General features: G+C 65.3%; 14 protein-coding genes and 1 pseudogene. 3 read left to right on the forward strand and 12 right to left on the reverse strand.

What is annotated here, in order from left to right; all coding sequences use genetic code 11:
- Positions 1 to 65: 65 nt before the first annotated feature.
- The 5 genes and pseudogenes from IEW02_RS24125 to IEW02_RS25385 form a co-directional block, all read right to left on the reverse strand.
- Positions 66 to 1,232, reverse strand: a complete 1,167-nt coding sequence (locus IEW02_RS24125) for an acyl-CoA dehydrogenase family protein (protein WP_188547860.1) — start codon at positions 1,230 to 1,232, stop codon at positions 66 to 68.
- Between the two features lie 41 nt (positions 1,233 to 1,273).
- Positions 1,274 to 2,122 (reverse strand): polysaccharide deacetylase family protein, encoded by an 849-nt coding sequence (locus tag IEW02_RS24130; protein WP_188547862.1) that lies wholly within the window; start codon positions 2,120 to 2,122, stop codon positions 1,274 to 1,276.
- Between the two features lie 40 nt (positions 2,123 to 2,162).
- Positions 2,163 to 2,942: an SDR family NAD(P)-dependent oxidoreductase gene (locus IEW02_RS24135; RefSeq protein WP_188547864.1), complete on the reverse strand. Its 780-nt coding sequence runs from the start codon at positions 2,940 to 2,942 to the stop codon at positions 2,163 to 2,165.
- Positions 2,939 to 4,030: an FAD-dependent oxidoreductase gene (locus IEW02_RS25380; protein WP_268236783.1), complete on the reverse strand. Its 1,092-nt coding sequence runs from the start codon at positions 4,028 to 4,030 to the stop codon at positions 2,939 to 2,941. Before IEW02_RS25380 ends, IEW02_RS24135 begins: the two co-directional genes overlap by 4 nt.
- A 75-nt stretch (positions 4,031 to 4,105) precedes the next feature.
- Positions 4,106 to 4,657 (reverse strand): annotated as a pseudogene (locus IEW02_RS25385) (oxidoreductase); the annotation flags it as partial.
- A 32-nt stretch (positions 4,658 to 4,689) separates the two neighbouring features.
- Here IEW02_RS25385 and IEW02_RS24145 point away from each other — a divergent pair.
- On the forward strand, positions 4,690 to 5,115 hold the full coding sequence (locus IEW02_RS24145; protein WP_188547868.1) for a hypothetical protein: 426 nt from the start codon (positions 4,690 to 4,692) through the stop codon (positions 5,113 to 5,115).
- A gap of 64 nt (positions 5,116 to 5,179) precedes the next feature.
- Positions 5,180 to 6,178 carry an alpha/beta hydrolase gene (locus IEW02_RS24150; protein WP_188547870.1) on the forward strand — a complete coding sequence of 333 codons (999 nt, stop codon included), beginning with the start codon at positions 5,180 to 5,182 and terminating at the stop codon, positions 6,176 to 6,178.
- 21 nt (positions 6,179 to 6,199) lie between these two features.
- Here the strand turns inward: IEW02_RS24150 and folP are convergent, their stop codons facing one another.
- Entirely contained in the window at positions 6,200 to 7,021 is an 822-nt protein-coding gene (folP, locus tag IEW02_RS24155) for a dihydropteroate synthase (RefSeq protein WP_229746298.1), read from the reverse strand.
- Positions 7,018 to 7,887 (reverse strand): SDR family NAD(P)-dependent oxidoreductase, encoded by an 870-nt coding sequence (locus IEW02_RS24160; RefSeq protein ID WP_188547872.1) that lies wholly within the window; start codon positions 7,885 to 7,887, stop codon positions 7,018 to 7,020. The genes folP and IEW02_RS24160 overlap by 4 nt, the downstream gene beginning before the upstream one ends.
- A 128-nt stretch (positions 7,888 to 8,015) precedes the next feature.
- Here IEW02_RS24160 and IEW02_RS24165 point away from each other — a divergent pair, with 128 nt between their 5' ends.
- Positions 8,016 to 9,533 carry an FAD-binding oxidoreductase gene (locus IEW02_RS24165; RefSeq protein ID WP_188547874.1) on the forward strand — a complete coding sequence of 506 codons (1,518 nt, stop codon included), beginning with the start codon at positions 8,016 to 8,018 and terminating at the stop codon, positions 9,531 to 9,533.
- A 5-nt stretch (positions 9,534 to 9,538) separates the two neighbouring features.
- On the opposite strand, the gene IEW02_RS24170 is transcribed toward IEW02_RS24165, so the two are convergent.
- The 5 genes from IEW02_RS24170 to IEW02_RS24190 are packed head-to-tail and all read right to left on the reverse strand — an operon-like array spanning position 9,539 to position 14,213.
- On the reverse strand, positions 9,539 to 10,192 hold the full coding sequence (locus IEW02_RS24170; RefSeq protein ID WP_188547876.1) for a cyclase family protein: 654 nt from the start codon (positions 10,190 to 10,192) through the stop codon (positions 9,539 to 9,541).
- Between the two features lie 21 nt (positions 10,193 to 10,213).
- Positions 10,214 to 11,080 carry a bifunctional 5,10-methylenetetrahydrofolate dehydrogenase/5,10-methenyltetrahydrofolate cyclohydrolase gene (locus IEW02_RS24175; RefSeq protein ID WP_188547878.1) on the reverse strand — a complete coding sequence of 289 codons (867 nt, stop codon included), beginning with the start codon at positions 11,078 to 11,080 and terminating at the stop codon, positions 10,214 to 10,216.
- A gap of 15 nt (positions 11,081 to 11,095) precedes the next feature.
- The gene (purU, locus tag IEW02_RS24180) at positions 11,096 to 11,962 is read right to left on the reverse strand and encodes a formyltetrahydrofolate deformylase (RefSeq protein WP_188547929.1); all 867 of its coding nucleotides are present in this window, start codon (positions 11,960 to 11,962) and stop codon (positions 11,096 to 11,098) included.
- A 50-nt stretch (positions 11,963 to 12,012) separates the two neighbouring features.
- Complete coding sequence (locus tag IEW02_RS24185) at positions 12,013 to 13,803, reverse strand: alpha/beta fold hydrolase (RefSeq protein WP_188547880.1); 1,791 nt, start codon at positions 13,801 to 13,803, stop codon at positions 12,013 to 12,015.
- Entirely contained in the window at positions 13,800 to 14,213 is a 414-nt protein-coding gene (locus IEW02_RS24190) for a cupin domain-containing protein (protein WP_188547882.1), read from the reverse strand. Before IEW02_RS24190 ends, IEW02_RS24185 begins: the two co-directional genes overlap by 4 nt.
- Between the last annotated feature and the right edge of the window lie 18 nt (positions 14,214 to 14,231).

Raw genomic sequence — 14,231 nt, forward strand, 5'->3', positions numbered from 1 at the left:
TATCGGTGAACTCACGAATCCGTCAGCATGGCTTTGGTATTCGACCCGTCGCCAGACAGGATGTGTTACTTCGCGGTCAATTCGTTGGCAACGATCATGCGCAGCATCTCGTTGGCACCTTCACCGATCGGCATGAGGGCAGCGTCGCGCAGATAACGCTCCAGCGGGAACTCCTTGATGTACCCGTATCCGCCGTGAAGCCGAATGGCGTCGTAGGTGACTTCCATCGCCGACTCGGTCGCAAATATCTTCGCCATTCCGGATTCTGCGCTCGCACGGCCGTCGGCATCGGTCTTGAGAGCGGCGTTGAGGTACAGCAGCCGCGACGCCTCCACTTTTGTCGCCATGTCCGCGAGCCTCATCTGGACGGCCTGATGCTCGGACAATTTCTTGCCGAACGTCTCTCGCTGCTTGACGTACTCGACGGAATGCTCGAGCGCCGCTCGCGACATGCCCGTCGATGCCGCCGCCATGTAGATACGGCCGCGATCGAGAGCCGCCATCATCTGGTAGAAGCCCTTGCCTTCCTCGCCGCCGAGGAGATTGGCCGCGGGCACGACGGCATTGTCGAAGTTGACCTCGCACAACTCCAGTCCGCGGTGACCGAGCTTCTTGTAATCGCTGCCGTAGCTCAGCCCCGGGGTGTCCTGCTCTACGAGCAGTTGGCTGATGCCACCGCGGTGCGCAGGTTCGATCGTGGGATCGGTCTTCACCAAGGTGACCAATGGATTCGCGTGACGGGCATGGGTGATGAAGATCTTGCTTCCGTTGACGATGTAGTTGTCACCGTCGCGTCGGGCGGACAACGTGATCTTCTTCAGGTCGCTACCGGTGGAAGGCTCGGTGAGCGCGATCCCGCTCATTCGCCGTCCCGCCGCCATATCGGGGAGGAACCTGTTCTTCTGGTCCTCGGTTCCGAACTCACTGATCAGGTACCCACCCGAGCTGGTGGTGTAGACCAGACTTGCGAGCGCCATCCAGCCGCGCGCCAACTCCTCGAAGATCAGCCCGTAGCTGACGTAATCGAGGTCGGATCCGCCGTACTGCTCGGAGACGGTGATACCGAACAGACCGAGATCTGCGAGTTCGGGAATCAGGTCGTCCGGGTATTCGTCCTTGGCCTCGCGCTCCGAGGCAGTGGGTATCACGCGGGCATTCACGTAGTCGCGGACAAGCTTACGTAGTTGAACGTGATCGTCTGTGAGGCCGGCGGGCACGAAAGCGGATGACATGGTGTTCCTTCGGTGGGTTGGGGAATCGGGACGAGATCGGATCAGGCAGGCGAGTCGCTCCACGCGTCAGCGGCTTCGGAGATGGTGGGAAACCAGACCCCGTCGTGACCGACGACATGGTGCAGGAACCGTTCGAGCATGAGCAGGTTGAATCCGCGACCTATGGTCTGCGGGTGCAGCGTCCACGTCATCATTCCGCCAGGACATCTTTCGTAGGCGAAGTCGAACGCGTCCTTCCACCGTTGGAGCACAGTCTCGTTGGATTGCTGTGTAGCACTGCCTTTGAGCAGCTCGAGCTCGGGAAAGTCGTCCAGTCCCCACGACACCGGAAACTCCAGAAGCGGCGACGGCTCCCCGAAACTGTTTCCTTTCTCGAGATCGATCGTGGTCACCATTCGGGGGTGATAGGGAGTGAAGTCTCGGCCCATCAGCGATGAGTCCCAGTCGAATCCGAACTCCTCGAGTACCGCCAAAGTGTTGTCCGTGACGTCGAGCGCCGGTGACCGATACCCTCGCGGACGACGCCCGATGAGCTCCTCGTGCAGATGCACTTGCAGCTCCATGAGCCGCCGTTCCTCGTCGAGCTCGAGTTTGGGAACGAATTCGTGGTACACACCATGCGCCGCAATTTCGTGTCCTCGGTCCACGACGGCGGCGACTGCGTGCGGAAACGTCTGCATGGTGTGCGTGGGTATACACCAGGTGGTCGTGATTCCGAAGCGCTCGAACGTGTCCAGCAAGCGTGGAGCGCCCACTTCCGCACCGAATTCTCCTCGCGAGAGGTTCGATTGGGAGGTCGACCTGAATGTTCCGATCCACACGCTCTGTGCATCGAAGTCCGGGCTCAGAGATACGGCCAGACGCTTGCCTTCAGGGAGTTGCAAGGGCATGAAAGGACCTTTCGGAATGTCGGAAAGGACAGGGTGTCGACTACGTGGCTATCCAGCCGCCGTCGACGTGGATGACATCACCGCTGATGTAGGCAGCGCCATCGCCGGCGAGGAAGTACACGGTCGCGGCCACCTCGGAAGCGAGGCCGCCTCGCTGCATCGGGATGAGCATCTTCATCAAATCGGGATTCGTGCCGACTCCTACCTTCGTGTCGGGCACCATGTCGCCGAGTATTTCCTCGGACGTGGCACGAATGCCGGTCTCGACAACCCCGGGCGCGACGAGATTGGCATTGATGCCATACCGGCCGAGATCGACTGCGAGACGACGCGTCATGCCCTCGAGGGCAGCCTTGGAGGTGTCGTAGGCCAGCCCGTCGGGCAGCGCACGCGACGCAGCAATGGATCCGATAAGCACGATAGAGCCGGATCCTTGTGAAATCATTTGCTGTGCAACTGGTTTGACGACATTGAAAGTACCGGTGAGGTTGATGTCGATCACCCGATCCCACAGTTCGCGGCTGGTCTGCTCGATGCCCGCCAAACCGTCGAAGACACCCGCGCAGCCGGCGAGCACGTCGATCGATCCCGCGGCGGCGATGGACTCGACCACGCCGGCAACGCCGTAGTAATCGGTGACGTCGACGACATGCGCCTGCGCGCTCCCCTCGGGCAGCGAGGCAACCACCGACTCGAGCCGAGACTCGGAGATATCCAGTAGATGGACGCGATCACCCTGTGCTGCAAAGATTGCGGCCACAGCGGCGCCGATACCGCTGCCCGCTCCGGTGATCAGGACGTTGCGCGGTGCTGTCGTCATGTTTTGCTCTCTCGCTGACGGTGGGACAGGTTCAGAAACACGGGTTGTTGGGCCGGAGCATCGAGAAGGAAGTCGTCATCTCCGCCGCCGATGATGCGACGCTCGCGGATGAACGGAAGTGGGCGGGCGGGATCAAGGCTGTCGATTTCGCGCGCCAACCGGTGTCCGGAGAAAATGGCGTCGGCTATGAAGTGCGGGCGCACGCAATCGCCGACTCGGTACACCGCGGAGACTTCGTTGGCGTGCCAGTCGTCTCGCCGAGCCATCAGTCCGTGGTACATCTCATCGTCCGCTGCTCGGGTACCGACAAGGACGACCGTATCGACTGCGATCACCTCGTCGTCACGGTCCGGTGAGCTGAGCCGCACACTGTCCGGGCCGACCGCGGTCACCGTGGTCTCGACGCGCAGTCCCACCTTCAGGTGGCGAAGATCCCGCAGCGTCGGGGTGATCTCACGGGTGTAGCGCTGGTACTCGCCAATGTGTTCGCCGCGTGCGGCAAGGATGACCTCGTGTCCTCGCTGGGCCAGCATCTCGGCGATGCCGGGACCCATGAAGTAGCCGTCGGAATCGACGACCACGACTCGCTGCCCTATCGCGGCGCCGACACGCACCACCTGCTCGGGGGTCAGCAGACGTTCTCCAAGAACAGCTTCGAGCCCGAAGGCCGTCCGATCATGCGGATTGATTCCGTCGCGAGTGTAATGCGACCCGGTCGCGGTGACGATGATTCCGGCGCCGTAGTCGAGGATGTCCTCCACCGCCATCGGTGTGTTGAGGATGACCTCGACGTTGCCCAACTTGCGCAACTGATGCTCGCGATATTCGATCAAGCGTCGCCACTCGTGTCGCCCGGGAAGCTTGGCTACCCAGTCGATACTTCCGCCGAGGTGATCGGCTGTGTCGATCAGGTGGACATTGCGCATGCCGCGCTTGCCCAACACGGTCGCACACTCCATGCCGGCCGGGCCTGCGCCGATGATGAGTACGTCGTTCTCGTGGTTGGCGGCTTGAGTGAACCGCTCGGGATGCCACCCACGACGGAATTCCTCGCCTGTGGTGGCGTTCTGGGTACACCCGATGGGCATGGTGCCGATATCGCGCGACACGCAGTAGTTACAGCCGATGCATTCTCGGATGTCCTCGATGCTTCCGGAATGGATCTTGTTCGGAAGAAATGGATCCAAAATTCCCGCTCGCTCGGCGCCGATGAAGTCGCACTGGCCGGACTTGACGATGTCGACCATCGTGTCCGGGCTGTTCAGACGGCCGACGTTGACGACGGGTTTCGTCGTGAACGCCTTCAGCCCACCCACCCACGGCTTCTCGAAGTTCTCGGCGGCGGTGCGCGATGACTGCGCGTCCTGCGCCCAGTCGAAACCGCCGATCACGAAATCCCAGTAGTCGACGAGATCATCCATGTGCTCGATGAAACGAGGGGTATCGGCGTCGGCGCGCAGTCCACGGTCGCCGAGACCGAGCGGGGCATCGAGTGTGTCGACGCCGAGACGCAACCCGACAGCCACGTCGGATCCCACTGCTTCGCGGACGGCGGTGAGTACCTCGCGATGGAACCGAGCGCGGTTCTCGAGAGGGCCGCCGTACTCGTCGGTTCGCGTGTTGTAGTACGGGATCAGCAGGTGAGCCAGAATCGACGCAGCGTGTCCGCAGTGCAGAGTGATCAAATCGAAGCCGGCCTTCTTCGCCCTGAGTGCGGCCGCAACGTAGCACGCGCTGGCAGCGCGCCGTGGCCGCCCTCAAGATCGCCGTGAATCCGGCCACCGGTGGCCCGGCGCACGTCTGCCACGACGATCTCGGCGCCGTGGCGGATCTGATCGACAACATCGATGCCACCACCGCATCCAGGTCGGCGGACGTGCAGGCATTGGAAACGTTACGGCTGCAACGACACTGGGTCACCGGACTGCTCGACAGCATCCTGAGCCACAGCAGCGTGCGCGAGGCCGCCCGTCGGCAGAACCTCCACCACTCGACACTGCAACAACGCCTCGACTGGCTTCAGAGCCAACTCGGGTACACCGTCCTCAGTCCCACCGGTTACCCGCGAGCCAGTACGACGCTTCTCCTCTGGCGCATCTCTCGCGCCGCGCAGAACAGGGCGGGCAGGGTCGTGGACCACCTTCCGGGGCGCCGACCGCCAGATGGCGGGTGATGTAGGCCACACTCGACGCGATTGGCGGCTGTGACAGACCACGCTGCGACTGTTGACTGTCGTCATGACTCGAACAGATCCGACACCGACCTCGCTCCCGCTCGCTCCGCCGCTCGATCCCGAACTCGTTCCTCCTCTGGAGATGCTCCTGAGTGCGCTCCCCGCGCTGGGCCCCGACACCCTCGAGGAGGTGCGGTCGATCAGCATGAACGGCCTTCCCGGCGCTGAGGAGGTCGACTGGACTGCGGGTGGACGAGTACGTGTCGAGGAGATCGTGGTTCCGAGCGACGACGGGGACACCGGTCTGCAGATGACGGTCCTAAAGCCTGCCGTCGGGGACGGTCCGTGGCCACTGGTCTACTTCCTGCACGGCGGCGGCATGGTGATCGGTGGGCGGCACATCGGGTTGGAGTCACTCCTGCGTTACGCGGCCGAGGGACACGCCGTCGTCGCCTCCCTCGAGTACCGGGTGGCTCCGGAGCATCCGGATCCCACACCGGTGAACGACTGCTACACCGGATTGTGTTGGGCAGCAAAGAATTCGGATCTCCTTGAAATCGACGCCGACCGCATCCTGGTCAGCGGCATCAGCGCCGGAGGCGGGCTCGCCGCAGGAATCGCCCTGATAGCGCGCGACCGCGGCTTTCCGCACCTCACTCACCAGATCCTGTGCTGCCCGATGCTCGACGACCGTTTTATCACCCACAGCTCACGCATGGTGGCGCGCGAGTCCGCGGTGTGGACGAGCTATTCCAACGAGTTCGGCTGGTCGGCGCTCTTGGGCGACCGTCGAGGAGGTTCGGAAGTATCCGAGTACGCCGCTCCGGCGCGCTCCGAGAACTTGGCGGATCTGCCGCGGACATACATCGACGTCAGCTCGGTCGAGGTCTTCCGAGACGAAGATTTGGAATACGCACAGCGACTCTCCCAAGCCGGCGTCAGTGTCGACTTCCACCTGTGGGGCGGAGGCTTCCACGGATACGAGATGGTGGCCAATGCCGCGCTGACGCAAGCGGCCGGTGCGACTCGGCACGAGTTCTTCCTCCGGGCGTTGGAACGCTGACACCAGACCTGCCGGCTCCGCCTACGCGCGGCAGCTGATCCTTTGCGGCGCAGCGCACGCCACCGCTCGCAGGTTGGCGGCGACGTCGTGCACCCGCACCACGGCGACACCGGCGGCCACGGCGAGAGCCGTCACGGCAGCGGTGGTGACGTCGCGGTCGGCCGGCGGGTCGACGGTCCCGTCGGGCTTGCGGGTGATCTCCCCGAGAAACGATTTCCGTGACGCTCCAACGAGCACGGGAAAGCCGAGCTCGACGATCCGGTGCAGCGAGGCGAGCAGGCGCCAGTCGTGCTCGACTCGTTTCGCGAAACCCAGGCCGGGGTCGAGGATGATCTGCGCGCCGTCGACGCCCGCAGCCACCAGTTCGTCGACGCGCCGCAACAAGTCGGAACACACGTCACCGACGACATCGTCGTAGTGCGCGAGGGTCACCATCTCGGCGCTGTGACCCCGCCAGTGCGTCACGACGTACGTCGCACCGGATCCGGCGACGACAGCGGACATGTCGGGGTCGGCGAGGCCGCCGCTGACATCGTTGATCACGACGGCGCCCGCCTCGAGGGCAGCCGCGGCCGTGCGGGCCCGCATCGTGTCGACACTGACGGCCACCCTGGACGCAACCAGGTCCCGTACGACCGGCAGGACCCGCCGCTGTTCCTCGTCGGCGTCCACCCGCACCGCTCCGGGCCGGGTGGACTCGCCGCCGACATCGACCAGATCAGCGCCGTCGGCAATCATCCGTTGCGCATGCTCGACCGCCCGCCGAGGGTCGACGTGTTTCCCGCCGTCGGAGAACGAGTCCGGTGTCACGTTCACGATCCCCATCAGGCGAGTCCCCGTCATCGCTGCGCGGCCGCGTCCTCGACCTCGGCGGGAGAGCGAGGCGGAGTGCCGTCCTCCATCCACGCCAACCTGCTGCGGAATGCGGCGATCGTCGGTTCGGGGTGGGTGAGGATGTGGAACCGGTTTTCGATGATGCCCGCCAGCACCAAGTCGGCGACGTGTGCGGGTGTGACACCGAACTTCTCGGTTTGCTCGTCGATGTTGGCATGAACCTGCCTGCGCAGATCCTGTGTGTCGGTCGCCGGGACGCCCGTCGGTCGGTTGCGTTCGGACTTGTTCATGTTCGTCTTCACCAGTCCGGGCGAGAGCAGGCTCACTCCCACGTGCGGTGCGGTGGTCGTCCGGAGTTCCACTTCGAGGTTCTCGGTCATCCCGACAACGGCGAACTTGGACGTGACGTACGGATGGAAGGTGGGCAGTCCGGTGGCGAATCCGGCCATGGACGCGCAGTTGACGATGTGCGCCTCCTCCTGTGCGATCAGATGTGGGAGGAAGACACGGCACGCATCGAGGGTTCCCCAGAAGTTGACCCCCATGACCCACTCCCACGTACGGCGAGAGATTTCGCCGAACGGTGCACCGCCCTCGACGCCGGCGATGTTGCAGAGGATGTGGACCGCGCCGTATTCGTCGACAGCGCGCTCGGCCAACGCCTCGATGTCCTCGACTCGGCTGACGTCGGTGCGTACTCCGATCGCCTCACCTCCCGATGCCCGCACCTCGTCGACGGCGGTTGCGAGTGCCACCGCCTCGACGTCCGCCATGACGACTGTGGCGCCCTCGGCCGCCAACCGGTCGACTATCGCTCGTCCGATTCCGCTGGCCGCGCCGCTGACGACGGCCACTTTGCCAATCACTGTCTTCATGGCAGGCAATGTTCGTCCGGGCGAGGCGGCCGTCGCATCGGTGGAGCCACCGGTGGCGCAGGTCACCGACCGCCCCACTGGTTGCCTCATGGATGCGACCTGTGGCGGGCGTCACCGACGCTGGGATCATGACTACTCTCTCCACACCACCGATCGACCTCGGCGACCTCGAGCGCGCCCTGACCCGCATCGCCGAGGTGATCGGCGCCGAAAAGGTCCGTACCGACGCCGCAACCATCGAAGAGTTCCGCGACCCCTACACCGTGCAGGGATCGACCGACTGGGACGCGTCCGCAGTCGTCAGCCCGACGTCCTCCGAGGACGTACAGGCCGTCGTACGCATCGCCAACGAGTGCAAGGTGCCGCTGTGGACCTTCAGCCAGGGTCGCAACAACACCTACGGCGGTCCGGCCCCCCGAGTGAAGGGTTCGGTCGTCGTCAACCTCCGCCAGATGAACCGAGTTCTCGAGATCGACGAGGATCTGGCCTTCGCGGTCGTCGAGCCCGGAGTCCGGTGGTTCGACCTCTTCGAGGCACTCGAATCGGCAGGGGGACGCCTGTGGACGTCGATCCCGGATCTCGGATGGGGCAGCGTCATCGGAAACTGCACCGAATACGGCCGCGGATACACCCAGTACGGCGACCACGCCGAGAACGTCTGCGGCATGGAGATCGTCCTTGCGAACGGAGAATTGGTCCGGACCGGTATGTGGGCGATGCCGAACAGCGAGGCGGCGCACGTCTACCGCCACCCGTTCGGCCCGCAGTTGCAGGGGCTCTTCCATTCGTCGGGCCTGGGCATCATCACCAAGATGGGCTTCTGGCTCCAGCGACGACCGGAGACCTACGCCTCCTGCTGGGTCGAGTTCAGCGGTGACGATGCACTCGAGGCGGTTGCCGACGGGATGCGCGAGCTCATGCTCGGCAGCACGATCACCAACTATCCGACGATCATGCGCGGTGTCCGCCTGGACGAAGACGGAAACCCGTCCTTCGATCCAGACGCATCCCGCTGGTTGGCCAGGTTCGCCCTGTACGGCACGTCGGAAGCTGTCGACGCCCACTGGCTCAGCATCGAGCGCACGCTCGGGCCGATTCCCACGGCGACGCTCAGACGCCGCGACTACGCGGGGACCGACCGCGCGACCCACGCCGGGCACGAGGACCGCGTCATGGCGGGCATCCCCGACATGGACATCCTCGATCTCTTCGAGACCATGTACGGCAAAACCACCGCGCACCTCGACTTCTCACCGGTCGGTCCGCTGCGGGGGAAGGACGTCGTCGAGACGTCACGGCTGATGCGGTCGATGTATCAGGAGACGGGGGAGCAATTCTTCTCCGGCTTGATGCTGTCCCCACGGTCCGTGATCCACATCAGCACGATGTTCTTCGACTCGACGAACGCCGAGCAGACCCAGCGGGTCTACGACAACTACGCGCGCATGGTATCGATCATGAGCGAGCGTGGCTACCCGGTCTACCGCACCAGTCTGCAGCACATGGATCAGGTGGCGTCGACGCTCGACTTCAACGACAACGCGCTCATGCGGCTCAACGAGACGATCAAGGACGCGCTGGACCCGAACGGCATCCTGCAACCCGGCAAGTCCGGCATCTGGGCACGACGCTTCCGGGATATCTGACGGCTTCAGGTCAGGGGACGCCCGACGGCGCGCACCGGCGCGCCGTCGGAACCCCGAATGTTCAACGGGGCCAACATCAATTCGACCCGCTGCCCTGACAAGGAGCCAAGGTTGGTGAGGTGTTCGGCGATCAACACTCCCGCGCCGAGCAGGACCAGGTGGACGGGCCAGGTGAACCCGTCGGCACGCAGCGGCACAGGCAGGTCCGGGGTGCCGGTGTCGACGGCGACCATCGACACTCCCCGATCGACGAGCCACTGCGCCAACTCGACCGACAGCGACGGGTGCCGTGCGTAGAGAGCGGTGCCGGCGTGACGCCACCATCCCGTGTCGAGGACGACGATGTCGCCCCGACGCACCAGAGCGCGGTCCAGCAGGGAATCGATGCCGTACACCTCGTCCTCGCCGGCGTCGACACGACACACGACCCCCTCTCCCGTCAGTCTCGACAGGTCGATTTCGTCGATACTCTCGGCGCCGGGCACGAAGTGACACGGAGCATCGACGTGAGTTCCGGTGTGCACCACCATGTCCATTCGGCTCACCGTCATCGGATCGACGGGCATCTCCGCCACGGTCGCAAAGGTCGGCGGCGGGAACAGTGCGATGCGCGGCGCGCGCGGATCCAGTCGATGAGACAAGTCCGTCCACGCGATCATGCCGGGTCGACCCCGCGCGGATCAGGCACCGACGGACCGTTCGTCGAGAGCGCGCGCTGCCGCCACGGTGTTGGCGAGGAGCATGGCGATCGTCATCGGACCCACACCGCCGGGCACCGGAGTCAGCAGCCCCGCCACCGATTTGACCTCGTCGAATCGCACGTCACCGATCAACCCGTCGGGCGTGCGGTGGATGCCGACGTCGATCACCGTGGCGCCGGGCATCACGGCATCACCACCGATGATCCCCGGCACCCCGGCGGCCACGACGATGACATCGGCCCGTCGACATACCGCAACCAGATCTTTTGTCCGCGAATGACATTGGGTCACCGTCGCATCCCTCTGCAGAAGTAGCTGGGCCATCGGGCGTCCCACCAGTTCCGACCGGCCGACGACCACGGCATCGGCACCCGACAGGGCCACGTCGTACTCGTCGAGCAACCGCATCACTCCACCGGGCGTGCACGGAACCAGGCCGACGCGGCCGCGGGCGAGCAACCCCGCGTTGGCGACGGTCAATCCGTCGACGTCCTTGCTCGCCGGAATGCGGGCGAGTAAGGCCGCGGTGTCGAGGTGCTTCGGTACGGGCAGCTGGAGCAGAATTCCCGACACGGCGGGGTCGGTGGCCAGCTCGTCCAGCACCGACTTCAGTGCGGACTGAGTGATGTCTGCGGGCAGATGGCGGTGCAGGTCCGCCATCCCGGCTTCGACGCACTGGCGGCGTTTGTTGCGTACGTACACCTCCGAGGCCGGGTCGTCGCCCACCAGTACCGTCGCGAGACCGGGCGCCGGGCGCCCCGATGCGACGAGCGTCGACACGTCGGCGGCGACCTCGTCGCGCACGGTTCGGGCGACCGCCTTGCCGTTCATCAGTCGAGCAGTCATGGATCGTCGTCTCCTTCAGAACACCATGGTGGAGTTGCCGTGCCGGACGACACGGTCCTCGCAGTGCCAGCGCACCGCGCGCGAGAGGACGGCCCGTTCGACGTCGGCACCGAGTCGAATCAGGTCCGAGGTCTGGTGACGATGGTCGACCCGCACGACGTCCTGCTCGATGATCGGCCCCTCGTCCAGGTCCTCGGTCACGTAATGCGCAGTCGCTCCGACCAGCTTCACGCCCCGCTCCTTGGCCTTCTGGTAGGGCCCGGCGCCGATGAAGGCGGGAAGGAACGAGTGGTGGATGTTGATCAGCGGCGCGCCGACCGAAGCCAGGAAGGAAGGAGTGATGATCTGCATGTAGCGCGCGAGCACCACCAGATCGACGTTGTCGCGCAGCAGATCGAGCTGACGTTCTTCGGCCTCGGCGCGCGTCTCCCTGGTCGCCGGAATGTGGAAGAACGGCACTCCGAAGGGGCGTACGTCGGCCGCGAGGTCGGCGTGGTTGGAGATGACCATGGCGATGGTCATGTCCAGTTCTCCACGGCGATTGCGCCACAACAGGTCCAGCACGCAGTGGTCGGTCTTCGACACCATGATCGCCACGCGCTTGGGCTTGGCGGCCTCGGTGAGCGTGAACTCCATCCCGAGGTCCGCCGCAACCTCGGAGGCGAAGCCGGCCTCCAGCTCCTCTCGTGCCGCCGACAGCCCGGGGAGTCGGAACTCCGTGCGCTGAAAGAACATTCCTCCGTTCGGCGCTGTCGTGTGCTGCTGCAGGGACTCGATGTTCGCACCGGCGCGGGTGAGAAATCCCCCGACGGTGGCGACGACGCCCGGTTGGTCCTGACAGCGCACGACGAGACGGGCGAGATCGGGGTCGGTGGCCTGCACACTGCCGGCAGTCGCGGGTTGGGTGCGGGCGGTCGTGAGCGATGAACTGGTCACGAGTGCTCTCCTGTTTCGGGAAGTTGGGACGGTGTTCGCGCGTTCGCGGCGATCCAGTCGAGGACCACACCGAGAACCTCGCGGTTGTTGAGTTCGAGAGCGAGTCCGTGACCGTTCCCACGGAGCCCCCTCTCGGCGAGGACGATGTGGTCCACCGTCACCCCTGCCTGGCGAAGAAAATCGGCAACCGGGCCGCACGCGGCGCCCATCGGCGAGGTGTCGCCCTCGACGATCGCGACGGGCACCGAGGTCAACCCCGTGGCTCGCGCTCCGTGAAACAGTGGTGCGGCGGTGATGCCGGCGGGAAGTCGCAGCGGTGTTCCCGGCATGTCCAGGTACGGCGGCCCGGCGGGCTCGAGCGCGACCACCGCGGACACCAGATCGGGCCGCGACTCTGCCACGAGCCACGCCGCGCAGGCACCGAGCGAATGCGCAACCACCGCAGACGGTCCGATCTCCTCCAGCAGGGTTCCGAGGAGTCGAGCTTCGACCCGTTGGGCCGCAACCAGATCCGCGGGCAGTCCCGTCGCGGATGCGGCCAGAATGCGCACCGCGAGGTCGTCGACACCTCCCGGTCCGGGCCACTGGGTGTGTTCGGGCGAGTGGGTGTGTTCGGGCCGCGCACCCGGTGCGAACACCCGAGCCGTCATGGCAAGAGCCGCGGGGGCGGGGGTACGGCCGGGTGACCGCCCGTGGCCGGGCCGGTCGACGACGTGGACCCGAAAGCCCTGTTCCACGAGCAGGTCCGCCCATCCAGCGCGGCCGTCGGGTGTGGTACCCCAATCCGTCCCCTGCCCACCACCACCGTGCACGAGGACGACCGAGGGCCCACGAGTGAAGTCCAGCGCTCGCGTCTCGACGAACATTGCCGCGTCCGTGTGGTCGGGGTCGAGAATCCAGCGCTGCTCGACGGTGGTCACGACACACCTTGTGACAAATACTGGTTGCGCCGCAACCCATTCCGCGATCGACGTGTGGTCGGCGTCGCCGGACAATTCGGCATCGGCCCGTCGCCACATGTCCGTCGCCGAGGCGAGCAACTCGTGCTCGACACCCAGTCCGTCGGCGAGTCCCACCGCGATGCCCATGTCCTTGGCGAGGAGCCCCAGTCCGAATCCGGAGCGGTACTGCTCGGTGAGCACGAACGTCGGTACCTTGTGTTCACTCGACCAGCTACGCCCGGTGGAGTTGTTGATCACCTCGAACGCGACTGCGGGGTCCACCCCGAACGCACGCACGATGCCCAACACCTCGACCGACGCCAGGAGCGTGACACCCACCAGCACGTTGTTGCACGCCTTGATCGCGTGACCGGCACCCAGCTCCCCCACATGGGTCACGGTTCCCAAAGCATCCAGCACAGTCCGAACGCGCTCGAGCACATCGGAAGGACCGCCCGCCATCACGGTCAGACTCGCGTTCTCGGCGCGCGGCACACCACCCGAGACGGGCGCGTCCAGATAGTGCACACCCACCGCGGCGAGTTGCTCACCGAGCCTGCAGGTGCTCGCGGGCTCCGACGAACTCATGTCGATCACCACGGTGCCCGAACGCACGGCCGCGAATGTCGGGTCCGCCAGCACCGATTCGACGATCTCGGAGTTCGGCAGCATCAGGACGACGACATCACCGGTGACGTCGGCGAGGGTGTCGACGCTGCCGGGGGTCGCCGACCGCGCTTCGGGCGACCGGTCGTACGAGCTCACCGAGAACCCCGCTCGCTGCAGTGCCGCGACCATCGGCCGCCCCATGCGCCCGAGCCCGACGAATCCGATCGACAGCGTCATGCGCCGAACTCCTGGTCGTGCGCCTGCCGGTACTCCTCGGCGGTGACCTCACGACCCCAGTCGTGGCCACCCACGGAGATCGCAGTGTGTGTCATGAACGCGCTCGAGGTGGCACCGTGCCAGTGCTGCGTCTCGCCGGGAATGTGGACGACGTCGCCGACTCCGATACGCCCCCCGTTGCCGTGTTCGTCGAACACGAATCCTTCACCGGCGGTGACGATCAGAACCTGCCCGACACCGTGGGTGTGCCAGTTGGTCCGACCGCCGGGGGCGAAGTGGACGTTGTTGACCAACCAACCCTCGGTGGCCGGCAGAACCGGATCACCCCAGACCTCGCCGACGAAGGTGCCGGTGCGGAGTTCGGTGGGCGATCCCTGGCGTCCGCCTCGGGCAATCGTGATCGTGGACATGGTGTTCTCCTGCTGTGG

Origin of the sequence: Rhodococcoides trifolii (assembly GCF_014635345.1) — a bacterium.
GTDB classification, from domain to species: domain Bacteria; phylum Actinomycetota; class Actinomycetes; order Mycobacteriales; family Mycobacteriaceae; genus Rhodococcoides; species Rhodococcoides trifolii.

Bases quoted from the DNA above. Each gene is read 5' to 3' on its own strand.
- IEW02_RS24125 (WP_188547860.1), bottom strand. From the start codon at position 1,232: ATGTCATCCGCTTTCGTGCCCGCCGGCCTCACAGACGATCACGTTCAA.
- IEW02_RS24130 (WP_188547862.1), bottom strand. From the start codon at position 2,122: ATGCCCTTGCAACTCCCTGAAGGCAAGCGTCTGGCCGTATCTCTGAGC.
- IEW02_RS24135 (WP_188547864.1), bottom strand. From the start codon at position 2,942: ATGACGACAGCACCGCGCAACGTCCTGATCACCGGAGCGGGCAGCGGT.
- IEW02_RS25380 (WP_268236783.1), bottom strand. From the start codon at position 4,030: ATGCCCATCGGGTGTACCCAGAACGCCACCACAGGCGAGGAATTCCGT.
- IEW02_RS24150 (WP_188547870.1), top strand. From the start codon at position 5,180: ATGACTCGAACAGATCCGACACCGACCTCGCTCCCGCTCGCTCCGCCG.
- folP (WP_229746298.1), bottom strand. From the start codon at position 7,021: ATGACGGGGACTCGCCTGATGGGGATCGTGAACGTGACACCGGACTCG.
- IEW02_RS24160 (WP_188547872.1), bottom strand. From the start codon at position 7,887: ATGAAGACAGTGATTGGCAAAGTGGCCGTCGTCAGCGGCGCGGCCAGC.
- IEW02_RS24165 (WP_188547874.1), top strand. From the start codon at position 8,016: ATGACTACTCTCTCCACACCACCGATCGACCTCGGCGACCTCGAGCGC.
- IEW02_RS24170 (WP_188547876.1), bottom strand. From the start codon at position 10,192: ATGATCGCGTGGACGGACTTGTCTCATCGACTGGATCCGCGCGCGCCG.
- IEW02_RS24175 (WP_188547878.1), bottom strand. From the start codon at position 11,080: ATGACTGCTCGACTGATGAACGGCAAGGCGGTCGCCCGAACCGTGCGC.
- IEW02_RS24185 (WP_188547880.1), bottom strand. From the start codon at position 13,803: ATGACGCTGTCGATCGGATTCGTCGGGCTCGGGCGCATGGGGCGGCCG.
- IEW02_RS24190 (WP_188547882.1), bottom strand. From the start codon at position 14,213: ATGTCCACGATCACGATTGCCCGAGGCGGACGCCAGGGATCGCCCACC.